At 73.2% G+C, this 23,979-nt stretch carries 18 protein-coding genes; 8 read left to right on the top strand and 10 right to left on the bottom strand.

Annotated features, from left to right (window positions below; genetic code table 11):
- Nucleotides 1–7 precede the first annotated feature (7 nt).
- Genes ACWGE1_RS06060 through ACWGE1_RS06045 form a run of 4 tightly spaced genes read right to left on the bottom strand, consistent with a single transcriptional unit; the run spans nt 8 to nt 5,765 of the window.
- A complete protein-coding gene (locus tag ACWGE1_RS06060) occupies nt 8–1,168 on the bottom strand; it encodes an acyl-CoA dehydrogenase family protein (protein ID WP_453419341.1) in 1,161 nt (386 codons plus the stop codon).
- A gap of 7 nt (nt 1,169–1,175) precedes the next feature.
- Entirely contained in the window at nt 1,176–2,093 is a 918-nt protein-coding gene (locus ACWGE1_RS06055; protein WP_453419369.1) for a hydroxymethylglutaryl-CoA lyase, read from the bottom strand.
- A gap of 11 nt (nt 2,094–2,104) precedes the next feature.
- Nucleotides 2,105–4,132, bottom strand: coding sequence for an acetyl-CoA carboxylase biotin carboxylase subunit (locus ACWGE1_RS06050; protein ID WP_453419340.1), 2,028 nt, complete (start codon nt 4,130–4,132; stop codon nt 2,105–2,107).
- Between the two features lie 16 nt (nt 4,133–4,148).
- Nucleotides 4,149–5,765: a carboxyl transferase domain-containing protein gene (locus tag ACWGE1_RS06045; RefSeq protein WP_453419339.1), complete on the bottom strand. Its 1,617-nt coding sequence runs from the start codon at nt 5,763–5,765 to the stop codon at nt 4,149–4,151.
- Nucleotides 5,766–5,877: 112 nt separating this feature from the next.
- On the opposite strand from ACWGE1_RS06045, the gene ACWGE1_RS06040 reads away from it, so the two are divergent.
- Genes ACWGE1_RS06040 through ACWGE1_RS06030 form a run of 3 tightly spaced genes read left to right on the top strand, consistent with a single transcriptional unit; the run spans nt 5,878 to nt 8,221 of the window.
- Nucleotides 5,878–6,456: an SACE_7040 family transcriptional regulator gene (locus ACWGE1_RS06040; RefSeq protein ID WP_453419338.1), complete on the top strand. Its 579-nt coding sequence runs from the start codon at nt 5,878–5,880 to the stop codon at nt 6,454–6,456.
- Between the two features lie 56 nt (nt 6,457–6,512).
- Nucleotides 6,513–7,325, top strand: a complete 813-nt coding sequence (locus tag ACWGE1_RS06035; RefSeq protein ID WP_453419337.1) for a phosphatase — start codon at nt 6,513–6,515, stop codon at nt 7,323–7,325.
- Nucleotides 7,326–7,360: 35 nt separating this feature from the next.
- The gene (locus ACWGE1_RS06030) at nt 7,361–8,221 is read left to right on the top strand and encodes a DUF4253 domain-containing protein (protein WP_453419336.1); all 861 of its coding nucleotides are present in this window, start codon (nt 7,361–7,363) and stop codon (nt 8,219–8,221) included.
- A 40-nt stretch (nt 8,222–8,261) separates the two neighbouring features.
- Here ACWGE1_RS06030 and tesB read toward each other — a convergent pair whose 3' ends face one another.
- From tesB to ACWGE1_RS06015, 3 genes are all read right to left on the bottom strand, one after another.
- The gene (gene tesB, locus ACWGE1_RS06025; RefSeq protein ID WP_453419335.1) at nt 8,262–9,140 is read right to left on the bottom strand and encodes an acyl-CoA thioesterase II; all 879 of its coding nucleotides are present in this window, start codon (nt 9,138–9,140) and stop codon (nt 8,262–8,264) included.
- Nucleotides 9,141–9,166: 26 nt separating this feature from the next.
- On the bottom strand, nt 9,167–10,324 hold the full coding sequence (locus tag ACWGE1_RS06020) for an acyl-CoA dehydrogenase family protein (protein ID WP_453419334.1): 1,158 nt from the start codon (nt 10,322–10,324) through the stop codon (nt 9,167–9,169).
- A 273-nt stretch (nt 10,325–10,597) separates the two neighbouring features.
- Nucleotides 10,598–12,070 carry a helix-turn-helix domain-containing protein gene (locus ACWGE1_RS06015; RefSeq protein ID WP_453419333.1) on the bottom strand — a complete coding sequence of 491 codons (1,473 nt, stop codon included), beginning with the start codon at nt 12,068–12,070 and terminating at the stop codon, nt 10,598–10,600.
- A 116-nt stretch (nt 12,071–12,186) separates the two neighbouring features.
- On the opposite strand from ACWGE1_RS06015, the gene speB reads away from it, so the two are divergent.
- Nucleotides 12,187–13,149, top strand: a complete 963-nt coding sequence (gene speB, locus ACWGE1_RS06010; protein WP_327262591.1) for an agmatinase — start codon at nt 12,187–12,189, stop codon at nt 13,147–13,149.
- 5 nt (nt 13,150–13,154) lie between these two features.
- Nucleotides 13,155–14,822, top strand: coding sequence for a thiamine pyrophosphate-binding protein (locus ACWGE1_RS06005; protein ID WP_453419332.1), 1,668 nt, complete (start codon nt 13,155–13,157; stop codon nt 14,820–14,822).
- A 15-nt stretch (nt 14,823–14,837) separates the two neighbouring features.
- Here ACWGE1_RS06005 and ACWGE1_RS06000 read toward each other — a convergent pair whose 3' ends face one another.
- Nucleotides 14,838–15,080, bottom strand: coding sequence for a hypothetical protein (locus tag ACWGE1_RS06000; protein ID WP_453419331.1), 243 nt, complete (start codon nt 15,078–15,080; stop codon nt 14,838–14,840).
- Nucleotides 15,081–15,328: 248 nt separating this feature from the next.
- Here ACWGE1_RS06000 and ACWGE1_RS05995 point away from each other — a divergent pair, with 248 nt between their 5' ends.
- A complete protein-coding gene (locus ACWGE1_RS05995; RefSeq protein ID WP_453419330.1) occupies nt 15,329–19,204 on the top strand; it encodes an ABC transporter ATP-binding protein in 3,876 nt (1,291 codons plus the stop codon).
- A 25-nt stretch (nt 19,205–19,229) separates the two neighbouring features.
- On the opposite strand, the gene ACWGE1_RS05990 is transcribed toward ACWGE1_RS05995, so the two are convergent.
- Nucleotides 19,230–19,784 (bottom strand): EF-hand domain-containing protein, encoded by a 555-nt coding sequence (locus ACWGE1_RS05990; protein WP_453419329.1) that lies wholly within the window; start codon nt 19,782–19,784, stop codon nt 19,230–19,232.
- Nucleotides 19,785–20,068: 284 nt separating this feature from the next.
- Here ACWGE1_RS05990 and ACWGE1_RS05985 point away from each other — a divergent pair, with 284 nt between their 5' ends.
- Together ACWGE1_RS05985 and ACWGE1_RS05980 are read left to right on the top strand one after the other, a co-directional pair.
- Nucleotides 20,069–20,422 carry a hypothetical protein gene (locus ACWGE1_RS05985; protein ID WP_453419328.1) on the top strand — a complete coding sequence of 118 codons (354 nt, stop codon included), beginning with the start codon at nt 20,069–20,071 and terminating at the stop codon, nt 20,420–20,422.
- Nucleotides 20,423–20,506: 84 nt separating this feature from the next.
- The gene (locus ACWGE1_RS05980) at nt 20,507–21,940 is read left to right on the top strand and encodes an aminopeptidase (protein WP_453419327.1); all 1,434 of its coding nucleotides are present in this window, start codon (nt 20,507–20,509) and stop codon (nt 21,938–21,940) included.
- Between the two features lie 101 nt (nt 21,941–22,041).
- Here ACWGE1_RS05980 and ACWGE1_RS05975 read toward each other — a convergent pair whose 3' ends face one another.
- Nucleotides 22,042–23,838 (bottom strand): glycoside hydrolase family 3 N-terminal domain-containing protein, encoded by a 1,797-nt coding sequence (locus tag ACWGE1_RS05975; protein WP_453419326.1) that lies wholly within the window; start codon nt 23,836–23,838, stop codon nt 22,042–22,044.
- Nucleotides 23,839–23,979 lie beyond the last annotated feature (141 nt).

Raw genomic sequence — 23,979 nt, 5'->3', positions numbered from 1 at the left:
TGGTGCCTCAGGCGGTGAAGCCCAGCTCCCGGGCGATCAGCATGCGCTGGACCTCGCTGGTGCCCTCGCCGATCTCCAGGATCTTCGAGTCGCGCCACATGCGCGCCACCGGGTACTCGTTCATGAAGCCGTAGCCGCCGTGGATCTGCGTGGCGTCACGGGCGTTGTCCACCGCCACCGTGGAGGAGTACAGCTTCGCGATCGCCGCCTCCTTCTTGAACGGCTCGCCGGCCACCAGCCGGGAGGCCGCGTCGCGCCAGCCGATGCGGGCCATGTGCGCGCGCATCTCCATGTCGGCCAGCTTGAACTGGATGGCCTGGTTGTCGCCGATCGCCTTGCCGAAGGCGTGGCGCTCCCTGGCGTACTTCACCGACTCGTCCACACAGCCCTGGGCCAGACCCGTCGCGAGCGCGGAGATGGCGATCCGGCCCTCGTCGAGGATCCGCAGGAACTGCGCGTAGCCGCGGCCCTCGTCGCCCACCAGGTTGGCCAGGGGGACCCGGACGTTGTCGAAGGACAGCTCACGGGTGTCCGAGGAGTTCCAGCCCACCTTCGAGTACGGGGCGGCCACCGTGAAGCCCGGGGTGCCGGACGGGACGATGATCGAGGAGATCTCCGGGCGGCCGTCCGCCTTGCGGCCCGTCACGGCCGTGACGGTGACCAGACCGGTGATGTCCGTACCGGAGTTGGTGATGAAGCACTTCGAGCCGTTGATCACCCACTCGTCGCCCTCACGGACGGCGGTGGTGCGGGTGCCGCCCGCGTCGGAGCCCGCACCCGGCTCGGTCAGGCCGAAGGCGCCCAGGATCTCGCCCGAGCACATCCTCGGCAGCCACTCCCGCTTCTGCTCCTCGGAGCCGAAGAGGTAGAGCGGCATGGCGCCGAGGGAGACCCCGGCCTCCAGGGTGATGGCGACCGAGGAGTCGACACGGGCCAGCTCCTCCAGGGCGATGCCGAGGGCGAGGTAGTCGCCGCCCATGCCGCCGTACTCCTCGGGGAAGGGCAGGCCGAACAGGCCCATGCGGCCCATCTCGGCGACGATCTCGTAGGGGAACTCGTGCCGCTCGTACAGGTCGCCGATCTTCGGGGCGACGACGTCGTGCGCGAACGCCTCCACGGTACGGCGGAGTTCCTCGTGCTCAGGGGTGAGCCGGTGGTCGAGGGACATGGTGTGACTACTCCTTGTGGGAGAGGGCGCGGACGGTTCGGGAGGGGCTGGGGCGTCCCAGCCGTTCGGCCATCCACACGCTCGTGGCGGTGAGGGCGGCCAGGTCGACCCCGGTTTCGATGCCGAGGCCGTCGAGCATCCACACCAGGTCCTCGGTCGCGAGGTTGCCGGTGGCGCTCTTCGCGTACGGGCATCCGCCGAGGCCGCCTGCGGAGGCGTCGACGGTGGTCACGCCGTGCTGGAGCGCGGCGAGGGTGTTGGACAGGGCCTGGCCGTAGGTGTCGTGGAAGTGCACACCGATGCGGTCGGTCGTGACGCCGGCCTCGTTCAGCGCGGCGAGCAGGGCCTGGACGTGGCCCGGGGTGGCCACGCCGATCGTGTCGCCGAGGCTCAGCTCGTCACAGCCGAGGTCCAGCAGGGCCTTGGCGACGGAGACCACCTGGTGGACCGGGACCGGGCCCTCCCAGGGGTCGCCGAAGCACATCGAGAGATAGCCGCGCACGTGCGCGTCGCCCTCCTTGGCCCGGGCCACGACGGGCTCGAACATGGCGAGGGACTCGGCGACGGTGCGGTTGAGGTTGCGGGAGGCGAAGGTCTCGGTGGCCGAGCCGAAGACCGCGATGCGCCGGGCCCCGAGGGCGAGCGCGCGGTCGAGGCCGCGCTCGTTGGGGACGAGGACGGGCAGGTCCGCCCGGACATCGGCGAGCTGCGGGAACAGCTCCTCCGCGTCGGCCAGTTGGGGCACCCACTTGGGGTGGACGAAGCTGGTGGCCTCGATGGTGCCCAGCCCGGCGGCCGCGAGGCGGTGGATGAACTCCGCCTTGACGGCCGTGGGCACGGCGCCCTTCTCGTTCTGCAGCCCGTCGCGGGCGCCGACCTCGTGGATGCGGACCCGGGCCGGGAGGCCGGGGGCCGGGACGTTCATGGGCAGCCTGTTCACGCGGCCTCCTCCTCGTCCGGGGTGACGACGGCCAGGATCTGGTCCATGGCGACCGTGGTGCCGGGGGTCACGTCCAGCTCGGTGACCGTGCCGGCGTGCGGGGCGGAGATGACGTGCTCCATCTTCATCGCCTCGACGACGAGGAGGCTCTGCCCGGCCGTGACCTTGTCGCCGACGGCCACCTTGACCACGGTGACGGTGCCGGGCATGGGGGCGGCCAGTGTGTTCGCGCCGCCGCGTCCGGCCCCGCCGAGGTTGGCCACGACGGGGTCGTACGTCTGGACGTGCCAGGAGTCGCCGTCGCGGCCGAGCCAGATCCCCTCCGGGGAGGCGGCGTGGCTGAAGCGGTGCGTGACGCCGTCGAGTTCGATGGTGACGGTGTCGGGGGTGCGGGTGATGATCCGGGCTCGCGCCGGTGCGCCGGGGCTCTGCCCCGGACCCCGCGCCTCGATCGCCGGCGAGGCTGAACCTGCCCCGCTGAGCCGCGTTTCGATGGTTACGGGGTCCTGGCCCGGCAGGCGGAAGTGGTGCACGGTCCAGGCGGGCGTACCGCCCAGGCGCCAGCCGCCGGCGTCGTCGAAGGGGTCGACCCATCCCTCCTGCTGCGGCTTCGCCGGGGGCTGCGCCAGCAGGGCCGCAGCGGCGTACACCTCGTCCGGGACCCCCTCCGGGAGGAGCTCGGCGAGGTCGCGCTCGACCAGGCCCGTGTCCAGGTCGCCGGACACCACGTCCGGGTGGGCCAGCAGCCTCCGCAGGAAACCGGTGTTGGTCTGGACGCCCAGGATCACCGTGTCGGCCAGGGCCGCCCGCAGCATGCGCAGGGCCGTCGGGCGGTCGGGGCCGTGCACGATGACCTTGGACAGCATCGGGTCGTACGTGGAGCCCACCGGCACGCCCGCCGTCAGGCCGGAATCGGTGCGCACCGCACCGCCCGACGGCTCGGAGAGGGCCAGGACGGTGCCGCCGGACGGCAGGAACCCGCGCGCCGGGTCCTCGGCGCAGACGCGGGCCTCGATGGCGTGCCCGGTCAGCGTCACCCCGGACTGGTCGAAGCCCAGCGGGGCGCCGGCCGCCACCCGGAGCTGCTGCTCCACCAGGTCCAGCCCGGTGATCAGCTCCGTCACCGGGTGCTCGACCTGGAGGCGGGTGTTCATCTCCATGAAGTAGTAGGAGGAGGGGTCGCCGCCCGGGACGATGAACTCCACCGTGCCCGCGCCGACGTACCCGCAGGAGCGGGCCGCGTCGACCGCCGCCGCGCCCATCGCCGCACGGATCTTCTCGTCGAGCAGGACCGACGGGGCCTCCTCGATCACCTTCTGGTGCCGGCGCTGCAGCGAGCACTCGCGCTCGCCGAGGTGCACCACGTTCCCGTGGGCGTCCGCCAGTACCTGGATCTCGATGTGCCGGGGCCGGTCCACCCACCGCTCGACCAGCAGGGTGTCGTCGCCGAAGGAGGACCGTGCCTCGCGGCGGGCCGCCGCGATCTCCTCGGCCAGCACCGCCTCGTCGCGCACCAGACGCATGCCCTTGCCGCCGCCGCCCGCCGAGGGCTTGAGCAGTACCGGCATGCCGATCTCCGCGGCTGCCGCCACCAGTTGGGCGTCGGTCAGGCCGCTGCCCGAGGAGCCGGGCACCACGGGCACGCCCGCCGCCTTCACGGTCTCCTTGGCGCGGATCTTGTCGCCCATCAGGGAGATCGCCGAGGCGGGCGGCCCGATGAAGGCGAGCCCGGCGTCGGCGCAGGCCTGCGCGAAGGCCGCGTTCTCGGCGAGGAAGCCGTACCCGGGGTGGACGGCCTCGGCGCCGGTCCGCTTCGCGGCATCCAGCAGCCGCTCCACCGACAGGTAGCTCTCGGCGGCCGCGGCCGGGCCGATGCGGACGGCCGTGTCGGCCTCCCGGACGTGGCGGGCGTCCGCGTCGGCGTCGCTGAAGACGGCCACGGAGCGGATGCCGAGCTGCCGCAGGGTGCGGATGACCCGGACCGCGATCTCGCCCCGGTTCGCCACCAGAACAGTGCTGAACATCAGTGAGGTCCTCACGTCACATACGGAAGATGCCGAAGCCCGAGTCGCCCAGCGGGGCGTTCGCGCACGCGGTCAGGGCCAGTCCCAGCACCTGCCGGGTTTCCATCGGGTCGATGACCCCGTCGTCCCACAGCCGCGCGGTGGCGTAGTAGGCGCTGCCCTGTTCCTCGTACTGCGCGCGGACCGGGGCCTTGAAGGCCTCCTCGTCCTCGGCGGGCCATTCCTGGCCCGCGCCCTCGATCTGGTCGCGCTTGACGGTGGCGAGCACGGAGGCCGCCTGCTCCCCGCCCATGACGGAGATCTTGGCGTTGGGCCACATCCACAGGAACCGGGGGGAGTACGCCCGGCCGCACATCGAGTAGTTGCCGGCGCCGTACGAGCCGCCGACGACCACCGTCAGCTTCGGCACCCGGGCGCAGGCCACCGCGGTCACCATCTTGGCGCCGTGCTTGGCGATGCCGCCGGCCTCGTAGTCGCGGCCGACCATGAAGCCCGAGATGTTCTGGAGGAAGAGGAGCGGGATGCCGCGCTGGTCGCACAGCTCGATGAAGTGCGCGCCCTTCTGGGCGGACTCGGCGAACAGGATGCCGTTGTTGGCGATGATCCCGACCGGGTGCCCGTGGATCCGCGCGAAGCCGGTGACCAGCGTCTGGCCGAACTCGGACTTGAACTCCTGGAAGCGGGAGCCGTCCACGATCCGCGCGATGATCTCGCGGGCGTCGTAGGGGGTGCGCGAGTCGACGGGGACCGCGCCGTACAGCCCGTACGGGTCCACCTTGGGCTCTTCCGGAGCCTCGACCGACCAGGGCAGGGCCCCGCGCGCGGGCAGGGTCGCCACGATGTTCCGTACGATCCGCAGCGCGTGCGCGTCGTCCTCCGCGAGGTGGTCGGTCACGCCGGAGATCCGGGAGTGGACCTCGCCGCCGCCGAGCTCCTCGGCCGTGACCACCTCGCCGGTGGCGGCCTTCACCAGCGGCGGGCCGCCGAGGAAGATCGTGCCCTGGTTGCGGACGATGACGGCCTCGTCGCTCATGGCCGGTACGTACGCGCCGCCCGCGGTGCAGGAGCCGAGGACGGCGGCGATCTGCGGGATGCCGGCCCCGGACATGCGGGCCTGGTTGTAGAAGATGCGGCCGAAGTGCTCCCGGTCGGGGAAGACCTCGTCCTGCATCGGGAGGAACGCGCCGCCCGAGTCGACCAGGTAGAGGCAGGGGAGACGGTTCTCCAGGGCCACCTCCTGGGCGCGCAGGTGCTTCTTGACGGTCATCGGGTAGTACGTGCCGCCCTTGACGGTGGCGTCGTTCGCGACGATCACGCACTCGCGGCCGCTGACCCGGCCGATGCCCGCGATCACCCCGGCAGCGGGGGCGGCGCCCCCGTACATGCCCTCGGCGGCCAGCGGGGCCAGCTCCAGGAAGGGCGATCCGGGGTCCAGGAGGGTGTCCACCCGGTCGCGCGGGAGGAGCTTCCCGCGGGCGGTGTGGCGGGCGCGGGCCTTCTCGCCGCCGCCGAGCCGGGCCGCGTCGAGCCGGGCCCGCAGGCCCTCGGTCAGCTCGCGGTGGGCGGCCTCGTTGGTCCGCCAGGCCTCGGACGCCGGGTCCGCGGCGCTCGTCAGCACTGGTGCCTGCTGCATCGGTCGAGCTCCCTTGCTCGTTCCACTTGCTCGGTGCACGCTGTTAGTGAGCGTTAACGTGTGTGGGGCCTAGGTTAACGAGCGCTAACGGCCCTGTCTAGAATGGTTTCCCATGAGCACCAGAGCGGCCGCCCCCACCCGTCGCGAGCAGATCCTCAGTGAGGCCGCTCGTCTCTTCGCCGCGCGTGGATTCCACGGCGTCGGCGTCGACGAGATAGGGGCCGCGGTGGGCATCAGCGGCCCCGGCCTGTACCGGCACTTCGCGGGCAAGGACGCCATGCTCGCCGAACTGCTCGTCGGCATCAGTGAACGGCTGCTGACCGGCGGCCGCCACCGGGTGGCGGAGGCGGCGGGCGAACCGGCCCGGGTGCTGTCCTCGCTCATCGACGGCCACATCGACTTCGCGCTCGACGACCGGGCGCTGATCACCCTGCACGACCGGGAGCTGGACCGGCTCCGGGAGGCGGACCGCAAGCTCGTACGGCAGCTGCAGCGCCAGTACGTGGAGCTGTGGGTGGACGTCGTACGGGTGCTGCACCCGCAGGTCGGCGAGGCGGAGGTGCGGGTCGCCGTGCACGCGGTCTTCGGCCTGCTCAACTCCACCCCGCACCTGGCCGCCCTGGGGCGCGAGGCCACGGAGTCGCTGCTGCGGCGCCTCGCGCACGGTGCTTTCGGGGCACTGTCGGCATGACCCGGGGCGTCCGCCGATCGGAATGGACGCGCCGCCTCCGGCCGGGCGGCGGCAGAATGGCCCGTATGCCGAAGCCGATAGAGACGCCCGTACCCACCCGCGCCGAGCTCATCGACCATCTGGTCCGCACCCGGATCGCGGGACAGGTCGCCACCCCGCGCGAGAACAACCTGAGCCACTACCGCAAGCTCGCCAACGGCGACCGGCACTACTGGCTCGGCCTGGAGCTGGGCGACCGCTGGACGGACGAGCAGGACGTGCTCGCGGTCATGGCGGAGCGGTGCGGGGTCGTGGACGACCCCGAATTCCGGTTCGGCCAGGACACCATCGACCCGGAGCTGACCGTGGCGGGCCTGGACCGGCTGGCGGCGCGGCTGCGCAAGGCCGCGCTGGACCGGCAGAGCGTGCTGTTCGCCACCGGGCACCCGGGCGGCCTGCTGGACGTGCACCGGGCCACGGCCGCGGCGCTGCGCGCGGCCGGGTGCGAGATCGTCGTCATCCCCTCCGGCCTGACGGCGGACGAGGGCTCGGTGTGGCAGTTCGCGGACGTCGCCGTGCTGGAGCGGGGCGCGACCCTGTGGCACACCCACTCGCCGGAGCCGATGGCCGCGATCCTGGACGGGCTGATGGCGGCGAACCGTCCGCAGCCGGACCTCGTCGTCGCCGACCACGGCTGGGCGGGCTGCGCGGGCCGGCGGGGGCTGGACGCGGTGGGCTACGCCGACTGCAACGACCCGGCGCTCTTCATCGGCGAGGCCGAGGGCACCCTCCAGGTCACGATCCCGCTGGACGACCACGTCCGCGACCCGCGCCACTACGACCCGATGGTGGCGTACCTGCTGGACGCGGCGGGACTGCTGGGTTCGTAGCGCCCGTTGTCGGTGGCGGCCGTTACGGTCGCCGCATGCCGAAGCCGCCGCGCACGCGCAACCCGCTGTCCGTCCTGGCCGACGACCCCCAAGGGCGGTCGCTGGGCCTTGAGTTGCCGTCGGGGGCGGTCATCGGCAGGCCGGGGCGGCGCAGATGGCGCAGGGCTCCCGAGCCGCTGGTGTGGGTGTCCGACGGGGCCGTGGGGGTGGGGGCGCTCGCCGCGTACCGGAGCCCGGAGCTCGCGGCCGCCGGGCTGCAGGCGGTGCTGCTCCAGGGCAGCCGGGGACTGGAGCGGTGGTGGCGGGACAGGGAGTTCCTGCCGCAGCGCATGTCCGACCCCGACCACCACCGTGTCGAGCCGGTGCTGCGCGAGTTCTGGAACCGGGTGGTCCCCGATCCCGGGGAAGGGGAGGAGGGCGAGGAGATCATCGCCCCCTTCGGCAGGAACTGGCCGGGGCTCGCGCAGCCGGGGCCGGAGGGCGGGCCGGGCGCGGCGGATCCGGAGGCCGTGGCCTGCGAGCTCGCGGACGGGCTGATCGCGAGCGGATTCCTGCCGGGCCCCCGGATCGCACTGGTCCCCGCGGGCCGCGCGGCCGACGTGCCCACCGCGATGGGCTGGACCGGACCGACCAACCACGAGAACGACACCGCCCTCATGAGCACGGTCCTGCGCTCGTGGGAGGACCGATTCGGCGCCCGGGTCGTCGCCCTCGGCTTCGCCGAACTCCAGGTGTCCGTGGCGGCCCCGCCGCACACGGCCGCCCGGGCGCTCCCCGTGGCCGCGGAGCACTTCGCCTTCTGCCCCGACAACATCTGGCAGGGCTCCGGCAGCGTCCGTGCCTATGCGGACGAGGCGGTCGTCGGCAGCAACCACTGGGGTTTCTGGTGGGACTGAGGCCCGCCGGGGTGTCCGTCGGAGTGTCCGCCGGGGGGCGTCACGCGCGCGGTACGCGGACGACACCCTCCTGGATGACGGTCACGGCCAGCCGGCCGTCCTGGGTCCAGATGCGGGCCTGACCGAGGCCCCGGCCCGCGGCCGCCGAGGGCGACTCCTGGTCGTACAGCAGCCACTCGTCCGCACGGAAGGGCCGGTGGAACCACATCGCGTGGTCCAGCGAGGCGCCGACCACGTCGCCCACCGCCCAGCCGCCCCGGCCGTGCGCGAGCAGCACCGAGTCCAGCAGGGTCATGTCGGAGACGTAGGTGGCCAGGCAGGTGTGCAGCAGTGGGTCGGCACTGTCCAGCTTGCCGGCCGTACGGAACCACACCTGCGAGCGCGGCTCCACGGGCTCGCCGACGCTGCCCCAGGGCGGGGTCGTGGCGTAGCGCAGGTCCACGGCCTCCCGGGTCTCGATCAGCCGCTCCACCGTGCCGGGGTCGCGGAAGATCTCGCGGTACGCGGGCAGTGACTCGGCCGCGGTGGGCAGGGTCTCCGGGTCCGGGGCCGCCGGCATCGTGACCTGGTGGTCGAGGCCGTCCTCGTACTTCTGGAACGACGCGGAGAGGTGGAAGATCGGCTGGCCGTGCTGGACGGCGACGACCCGGCGCGTGGTGAAGGAGCGCCCGTCGCGGATCCGGTCCACCGAGTACACGATGGGCGCGCCGGTGTCCCCGGTGCGCAGGAAGTACGAGTGCAGGGAGTGCGCGGTGCGGTCCGCGGGGACGGTCCGCCCGGCCGCGACCAGTGCCTGGGCCGCGACCTGGCCGCCGAAGACGCGCGGCACCAGCGAAGGCCGGCTGGTACCGCGGAAGATGTTCTCCTCGATCTGCTCGAGGTCGAGCAGATCGAGGAGCGTCGTCAGTGCGTCGTTCATGGGGGAAGGGTAGGTGCCCGAATCCCTTACAGGCCCATGGACTTGGCGATGATGGACTTCATGATCTCGCTGGTGCCGCCGTAGATGCGGTTCACGCGGTTGTCGGCGTACAGGCGGGCGATCGGGTACTCGTTCATGTAGCCGTAGCCGCCGTGCAGCTGGAGGCAGCGGTCGATGACGCGGTGCGCCACCTCGGTGCAGAACAGCTTGGCGGAGGCGGCCTCGGCCGGGGTCAGCTCGCCGGCGTCCAGGGCCTCCAGGGCGCGGTCGGCGACGGCCTGCGCGGCGTCCACCTCGGCCTGGCAGGAGGCCAGCTCGAACTTGGTGTTCTGGAAGTGCGCGACGGGCTTGCCGAAGACGGTGCGCTCCGTGACGTACTGCTGGGCGAACCGGACGGCCGCGGCGGCCTGGGCGTACGCGCCGAAGGCGATGCCCCAGCGCTCGGAGGCCAGGTTGTGGCCGAGGTAGTAGAAGCCCTTGCCCTCCTCGCCGAGCAGGTCCTCGACCGGGACCTTCACGTCGACGAACGCCAGCTCGGCGGTGTCGGAGGTCTTCAGGCCCAGCTTGTCGAGCTTGCGGCCGATGGAGTAGCCCTCGGACTTGGTGTCCACGGCGAAGAGGGAGATGCCGAAGCGGCGGTCGTCCTCGCTCGGGGCGGAGGTGCGGGCGCAGACGATCACGCGGTCGGCGTGGACGCCACCGGTGATGAAGGTCTTGGAGCCGTTGAGGACGTAGTGCGTGCCGTCCTCGGAGAGCTTGGCGGTGGTCTTCATGCCCGCGACGTCGGAGCCGGTGCCCGGCTCGGTCATCGCGAGGGCCCACATCTCCTCGCCGGAGACGAACTTCGGCAGGAAGCGCTTCTTCTGCTCGTCGTCGGCCAGCATCTTGATGTAGGGGAGGGCGAGCAGCACGTGCACGCCGGAGCCGCCGAAGTTGACGCCCGCGCGGGAGGTCTCTTCGTAGAGGACGGCCTCGAACTTGTGGGTGTCCAGGCCCGCGCCGCCGAACTCCTCGGGCACGTTGATGCCGAAGACGCCCAGCTCGCCGAGCTTGTAGTAGAAGTCGCGCGGCGCCTGACCGGCAGCGAACCACTCGTCGTAGACGGGGACGACCTCGGCCTCGATGAAGGCGCGGATGGTCTCGCGGAATGCCTCGTGGTCCTCGTTGAAAACGGTACGGCGCACGGCCGGCTCCCTTCGGTCGCGGCGGTCCGCCGCCTATGGCTAAGCGCTTGCTCAGGCTAAGTTACCGGTCGGTCAATCTGGCTGTCCAGAGCCGGAGCGACGATGAAAGGGTGGGGTGGCTCACCCCGGGCCTGCGGGAGCGGCCTCCGCGGAGGGATTCCGCCCGGCCCGCGGTGGTCGGAATGTGATGCTCTCCGGCTTTCGCTCGCCGGACGACCCCCCGGGCGAGGACCCGCGGGTGAACAGCCCGGGCGAGGACCCGCGGGCCCGCCCTCATCCGGCGGCGACGCGCAGCGCGAACCACAGCTCCATCCGCACGTCCGGGTCGTCCAGGTCCCGGTCCAGCAGTTCGGCGGCGCGCGCGACGCGCTGGCGGACGGTGTTGCGGTGGACGCCGAGGGCGGCGGCCGTGCGGTCCCAGTTGCCGTGGTGGGCCAGCCAGCCGCGCAGGGTGCCCCGCAGGGCGGGGGAGAGCGGTCCGAGCAGGGCCTCGGCGTGGGCGCGGGCCTCGGCCTCCCCGACCAGGCCGGCGAGGCCGGGGTCGGTGTGGCGGGCCAGTGGGGTGCGGGCCGCCTCCGCGCGCTGCAGGGCCCGCCCGGCCTGGGCGTCGGCGGTGGCCAGGGCCCCGGGCGGTGCGGGCGCGCCGACCCCCAGCCGCCAGCCGGGCTGCGCGGCGGGCTCCCGGTCGGTGAGCAGCCGTACGACGGCCTCGCCCGGATCGAGCAGTACGGTGCCCAGCGCGGCCGCGAGGGCCTGCGGATCCCCGGACCCGCGGGCGTGGACGACGTACCAGGGCCCGGCCGCCAGCGCCCCCGCGGGATCCCCGCCGAGCAGCAGCCGGGTCAGGGCCGCGGCCTCGTCCCCGGCCGGGCGGGGGGCGGTGAGCAGCGTCAGCAGGACGGCGGCGATGGAGGCGATGGTGTGGTCGCCCGGGGTCCGGACCGGGGTGGCCAGGGCCAGTACCCGGCCCCCGCCCACGGCGTACGCGGCCAGACGCGTGGCACCCAGGGCGTCGGTGGCGGTGGCCGCGGAGCCGGGGGCCACGCGGCGGGCCAGGGCGTCCACGGCGCCGAGCACGTCCGCGCCGGGAGGGGGTCCGGCGGCCCGCAGCGGGCCCTCGCCCGGCCCGCCGCCCCGGGGGGACGCGGCGGGCGGGGCGAGGAGCGCGGCCCAGCCGCCGAGGCTCGCCGCCAGCCGGGACAGCACGGCCGGGACCGGATCCGGGCGGGCCGCGGCCGCCGCCAGGGCCTGCTGGGCCTCGGCGACCCGGCGCAGCTCCCGCGTACGGGCCTCCGCCATCAGCCGCCCGACGGTACGGGCGACCGCCGTGAAGGGGGTCCCCGGCGGGACCTCGACGAGCGGGAGGCCGTACTGCTCACAGGCCTCGGCCAGGCCGGGCGGGACCACCTCGTGCACCGGGGTCACGCCGAAGCCGAGCGCGGCGGCCCCGGCGCGGGCGAGCCGGCCGACGTAGGCGGCGGCGCCGGCCTCCGTCAGCGCGGCGCCCGCCGTCAGCAGCAGCTCGCCGCCCAGCAGGTACGGGGAGGGGTCCGCCATCTCGGAGGCGTGCACCCCGTGCACCTCCGCCGCCCGGGGGCCGGCGAGGTGGCGCAGGCCGAGCGCGCGCTCGGCGAGGAGCCCGCCGAGGAGCACGGGCGGGGTGAGGGGCTCTCCCGCCGGGTCCGCGGGGCCCGTGCCGCAGGGGGACTCGCTGCCGCGCTCCGGATCAGAAGGAAGGCCGGGCATGGATACTCCATCTATTTCAGCCGCGCCAGATGGATGAAACGTACACTCCCCACCCCCGGTCGGCCCGCTTACGCTCGAAGTACCGCACACGTCAGGCCAGAGAAAGAGGCACAGCCATGAGCACGCAGCCGCGCGGCCCCGTCGACTCCTCCCGCATCCCGCGCTACGCGGGCCCGGCGACCTTCGCCCGTCTGCCCCGCCTCGACGAGGTCGGCTCCGCCGACGTCGCCGTCGTCGGCGTGCCCTTCGACTCCGGCGTGTCCTACCGCCCCGGCGCCCGCTTCGGCGGCAACGCCATCCGCGAGGCCTCGCGCCTGCTGCGCCCGTACAACCCGGCCCAGGACGCCTCCCCCTTCGCGCTCGCCCAGGTCGCCGACGCCGGTGACATCGCGGTGAACCCGTTCAACATCAACGAGGCCGTCGAGACGGTCGAGGCCGCCGCCGACGAGCTGCTCTCCGCCGGCTCCCGCCTGATGACCCTGGGCGGCGACCACACCATCGCCCTGCCGCTGCTGCGCTCCGTCGCGAAGAAGCACGGCCCGGTCGCGCTGCTCCACTTCGACGCCCACCTGGACACCTGGGACACCTACTTCGGCGCCGAGTACACCCACGGCACCCCGTTCCGCCGCGCCGTCGAGGAGGGCATCCTCGACACCGAGGCGCTCTCCCACGTCGGTACCCGCGGGCCGCTCTACGGCAAGCAGGACCTGGACGACGACGCCAAGATGGGCTTCGGCATCGTCACCTCGGCGGACGTCTACCGCCGCGGCGCCGACGAGGTGGCCGACCAGCTGCGCCAGCGCATCGGCGACCGCCCGCTGTACATCTCCATCGACATCGACGTGCTCGACCCGGCGCACGCGCCCGGCACCGGCACCCCGGAGGCGGGCGGCATGACCTCCCGCGAGCTCCTGGAGATCATCCGCGGCCTGTCCTCCTGCAACCTCGTTTCCGCCGACGTCGTCGAGGTCGCCCCGGCGTACGATCACGCCGAGATCACCTCGGTCGCGGCCTCGCACACCGCGTACGAGCTCACCACGATCATGTCGCGACAGATCGCGCAGGCGAAGGGCAAGTAAGCGAAGTGACGCACGACCACGACCTGGTACTCCGCCCCACCGAAGCCCAGAAGGCGGCCGCGCTCGCGCCGCCGCCGGGGCGGACGGGCGGGGACCTGGTCGTGGAGACGCTGCGCTCGCTCGGCGCGAACACCGTCTTCGGCCTGCCCGGCCAGCACGCGCTCGCCCTCTTCGACGCGGTCGGCCGCTCCGACCTGCGCCTCGTGGGGCTGCGTACGGAGAACAACGCGGGCTTCGCCGCCGACGCCTACGGCCGGATCACGGGCGAGGCGGTGCCGCTGCTGCTCTCCACCGGCCCGGGCGCGCTGATGGCGCTGCCCGCCCTGGCGGAGGCGGCGGCCGCCTCGGCCCCGGTCCTCGCGATCTCCTCCCAGGTCCCGGTGGCGGGCCTCGGCGGCGGGCGGCGCGGACACCTGCACGAGCTGCGGGAGCAGTCGGCGTCCTTCCGGGACGTGGTGAAGTCCGTCCACACGGTCCGCACCCCCTCCCAGATCCCCTCCGTGATCGCGGAGGCCTGGGAGTCGGCCCTGACGGCCCCGCACGGCCCGGTGTTCGTCGAGATCCCGGAGGACGTGCTGCGGGCCGAGACCGTCATCCCGCAGGTCACGGGCGTGGACGCGACCCCGCACGAGCTCGCCCCGCGGCCCGAGCTCACGGCGCTCGCCGCCCACTGGCTGGAGAACGCCACCCGCCCGGTGATCATCGCGGGCGGCGGGGTCGTCCGCTCGGACGCCGCGGGCAAGCTCAGGCAGCTGGCCGAGCGGCTGAACGCACCCGTCGTCACCACCTTCGGCGGCAAGGGCGCCTTCCCGTGGACCCACCCGCTCTCGCTCCAGTCCTGGCTGGAGGACCGTCACATGACGGACTTCCTGGAGGACGCGGACGTCCTGCTGGTCGTCGGCTCGGGCCTCGGTGAGCTGTCGTCGAACTACCACACCTTCTTCCCGACGGGCCGGGTCGTCCAGATCGAGGCGGACCTCGGCAAGCTGGAGTCGAACCACGCCGGCCTCGGCATCCACGCGGACGCCCGCCTCGGCCTCCAGGCCCTGCTGGAGACAGTGTCCGAGCGCGAGGACCCGTCGGCCCCGGAGCGCGTGCGCCTGGTCCTCGCGGACATCGCGGCCCGCCTGGCCGGCCAGGACCTGGCCCTGGAGCAGCAGCTCCTCACCTCCGTCCGGGCCGCCCTTCCCGCCCGCTCCCCGTCCTTCTGGGACATGACGGTCCTGTCCTACTGGGCCTGGTCCGCCTTCGACCCGAAGCACCCCAACACCATGCACTCGGCCCAGGGCGCCGGCGGCCTCGGCTACGCCTTCCCGGCGGCCCTCGGCGCGTGCGTCGCGGAACCGGGCACCCCGGTCCTGGCGGTCTCCGGCGACGGCGGCGCGATGTACTCCGTCGCGGAGCTGGCCACGGCGAAGCAGCACGACCTCGACGTCACCTGGCTGATCGTGGACGACGGCGGCTACGGCATCCTGCGCGAGTACGGCTGCGAGACCGGTACCCGGCTGACCGGCCCCGACTTCGTCGCCCTGGCGGAGTCCTTCGGCGTCCCGGCCGCCACCACCACCCCGGAGTCCCTGGCCGCCGACCTGAGGAAGGCCCTGGCGGCCCCGGGCCCCTCGGTCCTGGTCCTCCCGGCCACCCTGAGGATGTTCGCCCCGACGCACCTCTGAGGGGACGCAGCCGCGTCAGCCGCCGGACCGCCCTTCCTGCTCCTCGTACGGGTACGCGAGGAGGCTGACCACGGCCACGCCCATTGCTGTCGCCAGCCGTACCCACGTGCTGTCCGTCAGCAGCGCCACGATCTTCGCCGCGAACAGCGCGATGAGGAAAGCGGTGACGAAGGGGACGACGGCGCGGGCGGTCCGCTGGATGAAGCCGCCGTGGGCGCTGCCGCTCGTGCTGCCGGTCCGGTGTTCGTGAGTGGACATGGTCCTGGATCCCTTCGGTCCCGCCGCCGCGGTCGGCGGCCGGCTGTGCTTCCAGAATCGGCGGCGCACCCGGCCGGGCCCAGATCCGGAAAGTCGTGACTTGACAGGGCCGGACCCCTCCCCTCGCCCCGGTCGGACGCGGCCCGCGCGCCCCCGCCGTACGGCAGTGCGATTGTTGCGGCGGGATGAAATCCCCCGGTCGGAGCGTTGGCGCTTCCGGCAGGACAGGACGAACGGGGAGGCCTCACGTGGCGGCGGCAGAGACAGCGGCTGGGGAGAAACAGGGCTGGGGCAAGCGGCTGGCGGCCTACACCTGGCGTTACAGGACCAATGTGCTGCTCGCGCTCGGCTCCTCGCTGGCCGGCATGGCGCTCATGGCGATCGTGCCGCTGGTCACCAAGGTGATCATCGACGACGTCATCGGGGACCAGAGCAAGCCCATGGCGCCCTGGGCCGCGATGCTCATAGCCGCCGCCCTGCTCGTGTACGTGCTGACCTACATACGCCGGTTCTACGGCGGGCGGCTCGCCCTCGACGTGCAGCACGACCTGCGCACGGACATGTACGCCACGATCGCCCGCCTCGACGGGCGGCGGCAGGACGAGCTGAACACCGGTCAGGTCGTCGGCCGTGCCACCAGCGACCTCCAGCTGATCCAGGGCCTGCTCTTCATGCTGCCCATGACGATCGGGAACTTCCTGCTCTTCGGGATATCCCTCGGGATCATGCTCTGGCTCTCGCCGCTGCTGACCCTCGTCGCCCTGCTCATGGCCCCCGCCCTGTGGTTCATAGCCAAGCGCAGCCGCAAGAAGCTCTTCCCCGCCACCTGGTGGGCCCAGGGCCAGGCCGCCGCCGTCGCGACCGTCGTCGACGGCGCCGTGACCGGCGTCCGTGTCGTCAAGGGCTTCGGCCAGGAGGAGCAGGAGACCGGCAAGCTGCGCGACGCGGGCCGCCGGCTCTTCGCCGGGCGGATGCGGACCATCCGCCTCAACTCGCGCTACACCCCCGCCCTCCAGGCCGTCCCCGCGCTCGCGCAGGTCGCCATGCTGGCCCTCGGCGGCTGGATGGCCACCAAGGGCCAGGTCACCCTCGGTACGTTCGTCGCCTTCTCCACCTACCTCGCCCAGCTCGTCGGGCCCGTCCGCATGCTCGCCATGGTCCTCACCGTCGGACAGCAGGCCCGCGCCGGCGTGGAGCGCGTGTTCGAGCTGATCGACACCGAGCCCGAGATCCACGAGGGCACCCACGAGCTGCCCGCCGACGCACCCGCCACCGTCGAGTTCGACGACGTCCGCTTCGGCTACGACCCCGAGCGGCCCGTCCTCGACGGGTTCTCGCTCACGGTGGCGGAGGGGGAGACCGTCGCCGTCGTCGGGGCCTCCGGCAGCGGCAAGTCCACCGTCGCACTCCTGCTGCCCCGGTTCTACGACGCCGACGGCGGCACCGTCCGCGTCGGCGGCCAGGACGTCCGCGACCTGACGTACGCGTCCTTGCGCGGCGCGATCGGACTGGTCCCCGAGGACTCCTTCCTCTTCTCCGACACGATCCGCGCCAACATCGCATACGGGCATCCCGGCGCCACCGAGGAGCAGATCGAGGCCGCCGCCCGCGCCGCCCAGGCCGAGGGGTTCATCCAGGCCCTGCCCGCCGGGTACGACACCAAGGTCGGCGAGCAGGGGCTCACCCTCTCGGGCGGCCAGCGCCAGCGCATCGCCCTCGCCCGGGCCATCCTCACCGACCCCCGGCTGCTGCTCCTCGACGACGCCACCTCCGCCGTGGACGCCCGCGTCGAGCACGAGATCCACGAGGCCCTGCGCTCCGTCATGGCCGGCCGGACCACCCTGCTGATCGCCCACCGCCGCTCCACGCTCGCGCTGGCCGACCGGATCGCCGTGCTCGACCGCGGGCGGCTCGCCGACATCGGGACGCACGAGCAGCTGGAGAGCCGGTCGGCGCTCTTCCGCAGGCTGCTCACCGACCCCGACGCGCTCGGCGCCGCCTCGCCGCGGACCCCGGACGCCCGGGTGATGACCGAGTTCGAGCGCGAGCTCGACCGGGACGTCGAACGCGGCATCGAGCTCGAGGCCGAGATCGACTCCGAGCCCGTCAACGCCAAGCGCAGGGTCGCCGGCGGTGTCACCCCCGAGCTCTGGCGCCGCCAGGAGGACCTCGACACCGCGGCCGCCGCGTCCGGAGCCGCGCCCGCAGCCGCTGTCCCCGCCGCCGGGAGCGGCGGGCCCGGAGCCGGGCACTCCATGGCCGGAGCCGCCGCCGGGATGCCCGCCACGCCCGAACTGCTGGCTCAGGTGGCCGCGCTGCCGCCCGCCGACGACCGGCCCGAGGTGGACGAGACCCGCGCCGCGGCCGCCGAGGAGAGCTACGGCCTGCGCCGCCTGCTCCACGGCTTCTGGGCGCCGCTCGCCATCAGCCTCGGCCTCGTCGCCGCGGACGCGGGGGCCGGACTCCTGCTGCCGATCCTGATCCGGCACGGCATCGACCAGGGCGTGGAGCAGGCCGTGCTCGGCGCCGTCTGGGTGGCCGCCGGGCTCGCCCTGGCCGTCGTCGTCGCGCAGTGGGCCGCGCAGTTCGCCGAGACCCGGATGACGGGCCGTACCGGCGAACGCGTGCTGTACTCCCTGCGCGTCAAGATCTTCGCCCAGCTCCAGCGCCTCGGCCTCGACTACTACGAGCGCGAGCTGACCGGCAAGATCATGACGCGGATGACCACCGACGTGGACTCGCTGAGCTCGTTCCTCCAGACCGGGCTCGTCACCGCCGTCGTCTCCGTCTTCACCTTCTTCGGCATCCTGATCGCCCTGCTCGTCCTGGACGTCGAGCTGGCGCTGATCGTCTTCGCGACCCTGCCCGTCCTGGTCGTCGGCACGATCGTGTTCCGCCGCAGGTCCGTCGCCGCCTACGAGCTCGCCCGCGACCGGGTCAGCCTGGTCAACGCCGACCTGCAGGAGTCCGTCTCGGGCCTGCGCATCGTCCAGGCCTTCCGCCGCGAGGGCTCGGGCGCCAAGCGCTTCGCCGAGCGCAGCCACTCGTACCGGGAGGCCCGGGTCCGCGGCCAGTGGCTGATATCCGTCTACTTCCCCTTCGTGCAGCTGCTGTCCTCGGGCGCCGCGGCCGCCGTGCTGATCGTCGGCGCGGGCCGGGTGGAGGCCGGGACGCTCACCACCGGTGCGCTGGTCGCGTACCTGCTCTACATCGACCTGTTCTTCGCGCCCGTCCAGCAGCTCTCCCAGGTCTTCGACGGCTACCAGCAGGCCACGGTCGCCCTCGGCCGGATCCAGGGGCTGCTGCGCGAGCCCACCACCACCCCGCTGCCCGGCCGGCCCCGCGCACTGGAGTCGCTCGGCGGCGAGATCGCCTTCGAGGACGTCCGCTTCCAGTACGGGACGGCCGAGGAGCGGGGCGAGCAGGGGGAGGCCCTGGCCGGCATCAGCCTGCGGATACCCGCCGGGCAGACCGTGGCCTTCGTCGGCGAGACCGGAGCCGGCAAGTCCACCCTGGTCAAGATGGTGGCCCGGTTCTACGATCCGACCTCCGGCCGGGTCACCGCCGACGGCGTCGACCTGCGGGAGCTGGACCTGACGGCGTACCGCCACCGCCTGGGCGTCGTCCCCCAGGAGGCCTACCTCTTCCCGGGGACCGTCCGCGACGCCATCGCCTACGGGCGCCCCGGGGCGAGCGACGCCGAGGTGGAGGCCGCCGCCCGGGCGGTCGGCGCCCACGACATGATCGCCACCCTCGACGGCGGCTACCTGCACACCGTCGCCGAGCGGGGCCGCAACCTCTCCGCGGGCCAGCGCCAGCTGATCGCACTGGCCCGGGCCGAGCTCGTCGACCCGGACGTGCTGCTGCTCGACGAGGCCACCGCCGCCCTCGACCTCGCCACCGAGGCCCAGGTCAACCGGGCGACGGACCGGCTCGCCGGCAAGCGCACCACCCTGGTGGTCGCCCACCGGCTGACCACCGCGGCGCGCGCCGACCGGGTCGTGGTCATGGACCGCGGCCGGGTCGTGGAGGACGGCACCCACGCCGAACTCCTCGCGCGCGGCGGCCGGTACGCCGAGCTGTGGCGCACCTTCGTCGGCGAGGACGAGCGCGCGGCGGCCTGAGGGCCCGTCGTGCGGGGCCCCGGGATCAGAACTCGCCGAACAGCAGGTTCCCCGGGGCGTCCTCGTCGGTGCCGGTGTAGTACTCGCGTACCGCGTCGAGCAGTTCGTCGACCGTCAGGGAGCCGTCCCCGTCCGCGTCGATCCGCCGGAAGAGCGCCTCGGTGTCGGCGGGGCTCAGCTGCGTGTCGAAGACCTCCTGCGCCCGGTGGAACTCCTGCGGGCTGATGCGCCCGTCGTCGTCGGTGTCGACGATCGTGAGGATCGCCCGCATCATCGGGCGGAACGAGCGGTCGTAGGCGGGCCCGCCCTGCGCGTACAGGCGGGTCATGCCCACCTTGTACTCCTCGGGCGTGACCTGGCCGTCCCGGTCGATGTCCAGCTCGGTGAAGAGGTCCTGCCAGAAGTCGGCCAGGCCGCCCATCACCAGGTCCGCCTTGGGCGAGGTGTCCGGCTCCGCGAGGGCCGTCAGCAGCCGGGAGCCGAGCGCGATGATGTCGTCGGCGTCGATGACGCCGCTCCCGTCGGCGTCCAGGTGCGTGAAGGCGCGTTCCAGCTTGCGGTCGAGCAGGTCGTTCGTCATCTCAGTGCCTTTCACGGCCAGGTCGGGGTCACGGCGAGCGGGTTGGCGATCACCTAGCGTAATCGCCCTTCCGGGGGTCAACTCCCGCTGTCCTGCCGGGAGGTCGTGGATGCACTCGTACGGGGGAGGGGCGCCCGGCACGGGCCGGCCGGACCCTTGCGCGCGGCAACCATCCGGGAAGTTCGGGCGTCGTACGTGCGTGCGTGTGCTGTACGTGCGACCGATCGGGGGACAGGGTGTTGCAGGGGTTGAGGAGACGCGGCCGCAGAGTCGCGTCCCTGGGGGTGTTCGCGGCGGTGCTGTGGCTCTGTGCGGGCGGGCTGTTCGCGCCGCCGGCGGCGCAGGCCGCGACCGAGCGGTGCGCGGGCCGGCTGGCGAGGACGGTGGCGTTCGAGACGGGCGAGGTGCGCGTCTACAAGAGCCGCAACCAGGCCTGCGCGGTGACCGTGGCCACGGTCACCGGTGAGCGGCGGCGGATGGCGGTGAGCATCCAGCCGCGCGGTGGGGCTCCGGTGCGCGAGGCCGGGGGATTCACCCGATATGCCGGGCCTGTCACCGTCGGCGCGATCAGCCGCTGCGTGTATGTAAAGGGGAGCGTGGGGGCCGGATCGGTCGATTCCGGCTGGATCCTGTGCTGAGGGACAGGCCCAACTGGGTCTGGTCAGTGATGCGTTGACCCGGCTAGGTTCACGGCGACCGAAGTGAACTCAAGGGGAGGGTGAATGCGCAAGACGCTCGGATGGCTGCTGTCGCTCGTGGTGCTCATCGGCACCATGGGCGCGGCCGGCTCCACGGCGCAAGCGGCCACAGCCGCGGAGCCCGCGGCCGCCACGGACATCAAGGACCAGATCCTCGGCATTCCCGGGATGAGCCTGATCGAGGAGAAGCCGTACCCCGGCTACCGCTTCTTCGTACTGAACTACGAGCAGCCGGTGGACCACCGGCAGCCGTGGAAGGGCACCTTCAAGCAGCGCCTGACCCTGTTGCACAAGGACGTCTCGCGGCCGTCGGTGTTCTTCACCTCCGGCTACAACGTCAACACCAGCCCGCGCCGCAGTGAGCCGACGACCATCATCGACGGCAACCAGGTGTCCATGGAGTATCGATTCTTCACGCCCTCCCGGCCCGACCCGGCCAACTGGTCGAACCTGGACATCTGGCAGGCCGCCAGTGACCAGCACCGCATCTTCACCGCGCTGAAGAAGATCTACAAGAAGAACTGGCTGTCCACGGGCGCCAGCAAGGGCGGGATGACGGCGACGTACTACGAGCGCTTCTACCCGCGCGACATGGACGGTGTGGTCGCCTACGTCGCGCCCAACGACGTCGTCAACAACGAGGACTCGGCCTACGACCGGTTCTTCGCCAAGGTCGGCACCAAGGAGTGCCGCGACAGGCTGAACGCGGTCCAGCGCGAGGCGCTCGTCCGCCGCGAGCCGCTGGAGGCCAAGTACGCCGTCGCCGCGGCCGAGAACGGCTGGACCTTCACCACCATCGGCAACCTCGACAAGGCGTACGAGGCCGTCGTGCTCGACTACGTGTGGGCCTTCTGGCAGTACAGCCTGCTCGCCGACTGCGCCTCGATCCCGGCCGCCGCCACCGCGAGCGACCAGGAGATCTGGGACACGATCGACGCGATCTCCGGCTTCTCGGCCTACGCCGACCAGGGCCTGGAGACGTACACGCCGTACTACTACCAGGCGGGTACGCAGCTCGGGTCCCCGGACATCAAGCAGGCGCACCTCAAGGGCCTGAGCCGCTACGGCTACCAGCCGCCGCGCAACTTCGTGCCCCGCGACATCCCCATGACCTTCCAGCCGGGGGTGATGGCGGACGTCGACAAGTGGGTGCGCACCAACGCCGACCGGATGCTCTTCGTGTACGGGCAGAACGACCCGTGGGGCGCCGAGCCGTTCCGCCTCGGCTACGGGGTGCGCGACAGCTACGTGATGATCGCGCCGGGCGCCAACCACGGGGCGAACGTCTCCAAGCTCATGGACGGCGAGAAGGCCCTCGCCACCGCGAAGATCCTGCAGTGGGCCGGGGTGGCCCCGGCCGCCGCGCTCGCCGACGCGGGGAAGGCGGCGCCGCTGGCGGCGCCGGACGCGCAGCTCGACCGGCACGACCCGGAGCGCGAGCCGCAGCTGCGGCCGTGACCGGACGGCCCTGACCGGGGAGCCGGTACCGGACACCCCTGACCGGGGAGCCGGTACCGGGGAGCCGGGACACACGGGCCGCGGGCCGGCGCCCTGAGCAATCAGCGCGTCAGCCCGTGGCCCAGCGGGTAGCGGCCCGGGACCGGGACGGGCAGGCGCCCGGCGGGCCGCAGCGCCCCCGTGAGCACCCGGGCCGCCGCCCGCATCTCCACGTCCGTCCAGGAGTACGTCGCCAGCTCCGCCGCGCAGGCCGGCAGCCGGGCCGGGTCGTACGGGTTGCGGACCGCCAGCGAGACGACCGGGACCCCGGTGGCGATCAGGTCCGCCACCAGCGTGCGCTGCGGGCTCTCGCCCTCCGGGACGTTGTACGTGCACACCAGCACCGCCGCGTGACCGGCCGCGGCGGCCACGGCGCGGGCGGGCGGAACCGCCGTGGCCCGGCAGCCCAGCGCGGTCAGCTCCCGGGCCAGTACGGCCGTAGGGGGTCCGGTGGTACCCGTGGGGGAGACCGGGTCCGTCCCGGTGACCAGCAGCCGTGGCCCGGCCTTCGCATCGAACGGCACCAGCCCGAGGGGATCGGCCAGCAGGGTCGTCGTCGCGGCCGCGATCGCGTCGGCGGCGTCCAGGTGCTCCTGGATTCCCACGGCGCCGTCCACCTCCCGGCCGGTGGTGTACGCCTCGTCGAACAGGCCCCGGCGTGACTTCAGTTCCAGGATCCGCAGCACCGACTGCTCGATGCGGGCCTGCGTCAGCTCGCCCGACTCGACGGCCGCCCGCACGCTGCGGTGGGCGAGCCCCAGGTCCGGGGGGTTCAGCAGCTGGTCGCAGCCCGCGAGCAGGGCCAGTACGGGGACGCGGTCGTCCCCGTACTTCTGGCGGACCCCGGCCATGTCGAGGGCGTCGGTGATCACCACCCCCTCGAAGCCGAGGCGTTCGCGCAGCAGACCGGTGACGATCGGCCGGGAGAGGGTCGCCGGGTCCCCCGAGGGATCGAGCGCCGGGAAGACGATGTGCGCCGTCATGATGGCGTCCACTCCCGCCTCCACGGCGGCCCGGAAGGGCGGCTCGTCCAGCTCCTCCCAGGCGGCCCGGGTGTGCCGCATCACCGGCAGGCCGACGTGGCTGTCGGTCTCGGTGTCCCCGTGACCGGGGAAGTGCTTGGCGGTGGCGGCCACCCCGGCGCCCTGGTAGCCGCGGACCTGGGCGGCGACCAGCTCGGCCACGGCGTGCGGGTCGGAACCGAAGGACCGTACGCCGATCACCGGATTGGCCGGATTGACGTTGACGTCGGCCACCGGCGCGTAGTCCTGCCGGATGCCCATGGCGGCCAGCTCGGAGCCCGCGATGCGGGCGGCCCGCCGGGCGTGGGCGGTGGAGCCGGCCGCGCCGAGCGCCATCGCCCCCGGCAGCAGGGTCGCCGGCTTGCCGATCCGGGCGACGGCGCCGTGCTCCTGGTCGGTGGAGAGCAGCAGGGGGATCCGGGCGCCGGTGGTGAGCGCGGCCTGCTGGAGGCCGACCGAGAGCGAGGCGATCTGCTGCGGGCCGCGGGTGTTGTGGGCCCAGGCGAAGTAGATGATCCCGCCGAGGTGGTAGCGGGAGACCAGCTCGGCGGCGGTGCGCACCCCGAACATCTCCATGTTCTTCTCGGCGTCCGCCGGGTCGGGATCGGTCGCCGAGTGTCCGTAGGCCCGTGAGACGAAGAGCTGCCCGATCTTCTCGTCGAGGCTCATCCGGTCCACGAGGGCGCGCAGCCGTGCCCGGCCCGGGCGGCCGCCGGGGGGTCGTGAGTCGTCGGGGGCGCCGTGGGGACCGGTCGCGACGGACACGCCCCCGGCGGCCGTGACGGCGACCAGGGCGGCTGCGGCGAGCAGGTTCCGGCGCGAGGCGTGGTTCGGCACGCGCCGGACCCTACCGGTGCCGTTCGGGCGGGGCCGGGCGTGTCGCTGCGTGTCGCCCCTCCGGGGCGGGGCGGGCGGGGCCTGTCGGCCGGGGGGCGGGGGGCCGGGGCCGACGGGCCGGGGCCGACGGGGCCGGCCGCG

Source organism: Streptomyces sp. NPDC054932, from assembly GCF_053610205.1.
This window is presented reverse-complemented; position numbering and strand designations above follow the sequence as displayed.

Bases quoted from the DNA above. Each gene is read 5' to 3' on its own strand.
- ACWGE1_RS06060 (WP_453419341.1), bottom strand. From the start codon at position 1,168: ATGTCCCTCGACCACCGGCTCACCCCTGAGCACGAGGAACTCCGCCGT.
- ACWGE1_RS06055 (WP_453419369.1), bottom strand. From the start codon at position 2,093: ATGAACGTCCCGGCCCCCGGCCTCCCGGCCCGGGTCCGCATCCACGAG.
- ACWGE1_RS06050 (WP_453419340.1), bottom strand. From the start codon at position 4,132: ATGTTCAGCACTGTTCTGGTGGCGAACCGGGGCGAGATCGCGGTCCGG.
- ACWGE1_RS06045 (WP_453419339.1), bottom strand. From the start codon at position 5,765: ATGCAGCAGGCACCAGTGCTGACGAGCGCCGCGGACCCGGCGTCCGAG.
- ACWGE1_RS06040 (WP_453419338.1), top strand. From the start codon at position 5,878: ATGAGCACCAGAGCGGCCGCCCCCACCCGTCGCGAGCAGATCCTCAGT.
- ACWGE1_RS06035 (WP_453419337.1), top strand. From the start codon at position 6,513: ATGGCCCGTATGCCGAAGCCGATAGAGACGCCCGTACCCACCCGCGCC.
- ACWGE1_RS06030 (WP_453419336.1), top strand. From the start codon at position 7,361: ATGCCGAAGCCGCCGCGCACGCGCAACCCGCTGTCCGTCCTGGCCGAC.
- tesB (WP_453419335.1), bottom strand. From the start codon at position 9,140: ATGAACGACGCACTGACGACGCTCCTCGATCTGCTCGACCTCGAGCAG.
- ACWGE1_RS06015 (WP_453419333.1), bottom strand. From the start codon at position 12,070: ATGCCCGGCCTTCCTTCTGATCCGGAGCGCGGCAGCGAGTCCCCCTGC.
- speB (WP_327262591.1), top strand. From the start codon at position 12,187: ATGAGCACGCAGCCGCGCGGCCCCGTCGACTCCTCCCGCATCCCGCGC.
- ACWGE1_RS06000 (WP_453419331.1), bottom strand. From the start codon at position 15,080: ATGTCCACTCACGAACACCGGACCGGCAGCACGAGCGGCAGCGCCCAC.
- ACWGE1_RS05990 (WP_453419329.1), bottom strand. From the start codon at position 19,784: ATGACGAACGACCTGCTCGACCGCAAGCTGGAACGCGCCTTCACGCAC.
- ACWGE1_RS05980 (WP_453419327.1), top strand. From the start codon at position 20,507: ATGCGCAAGACGCTCGGATGGCTGCTGTCGCTCGTGGTGCTCATCGGC.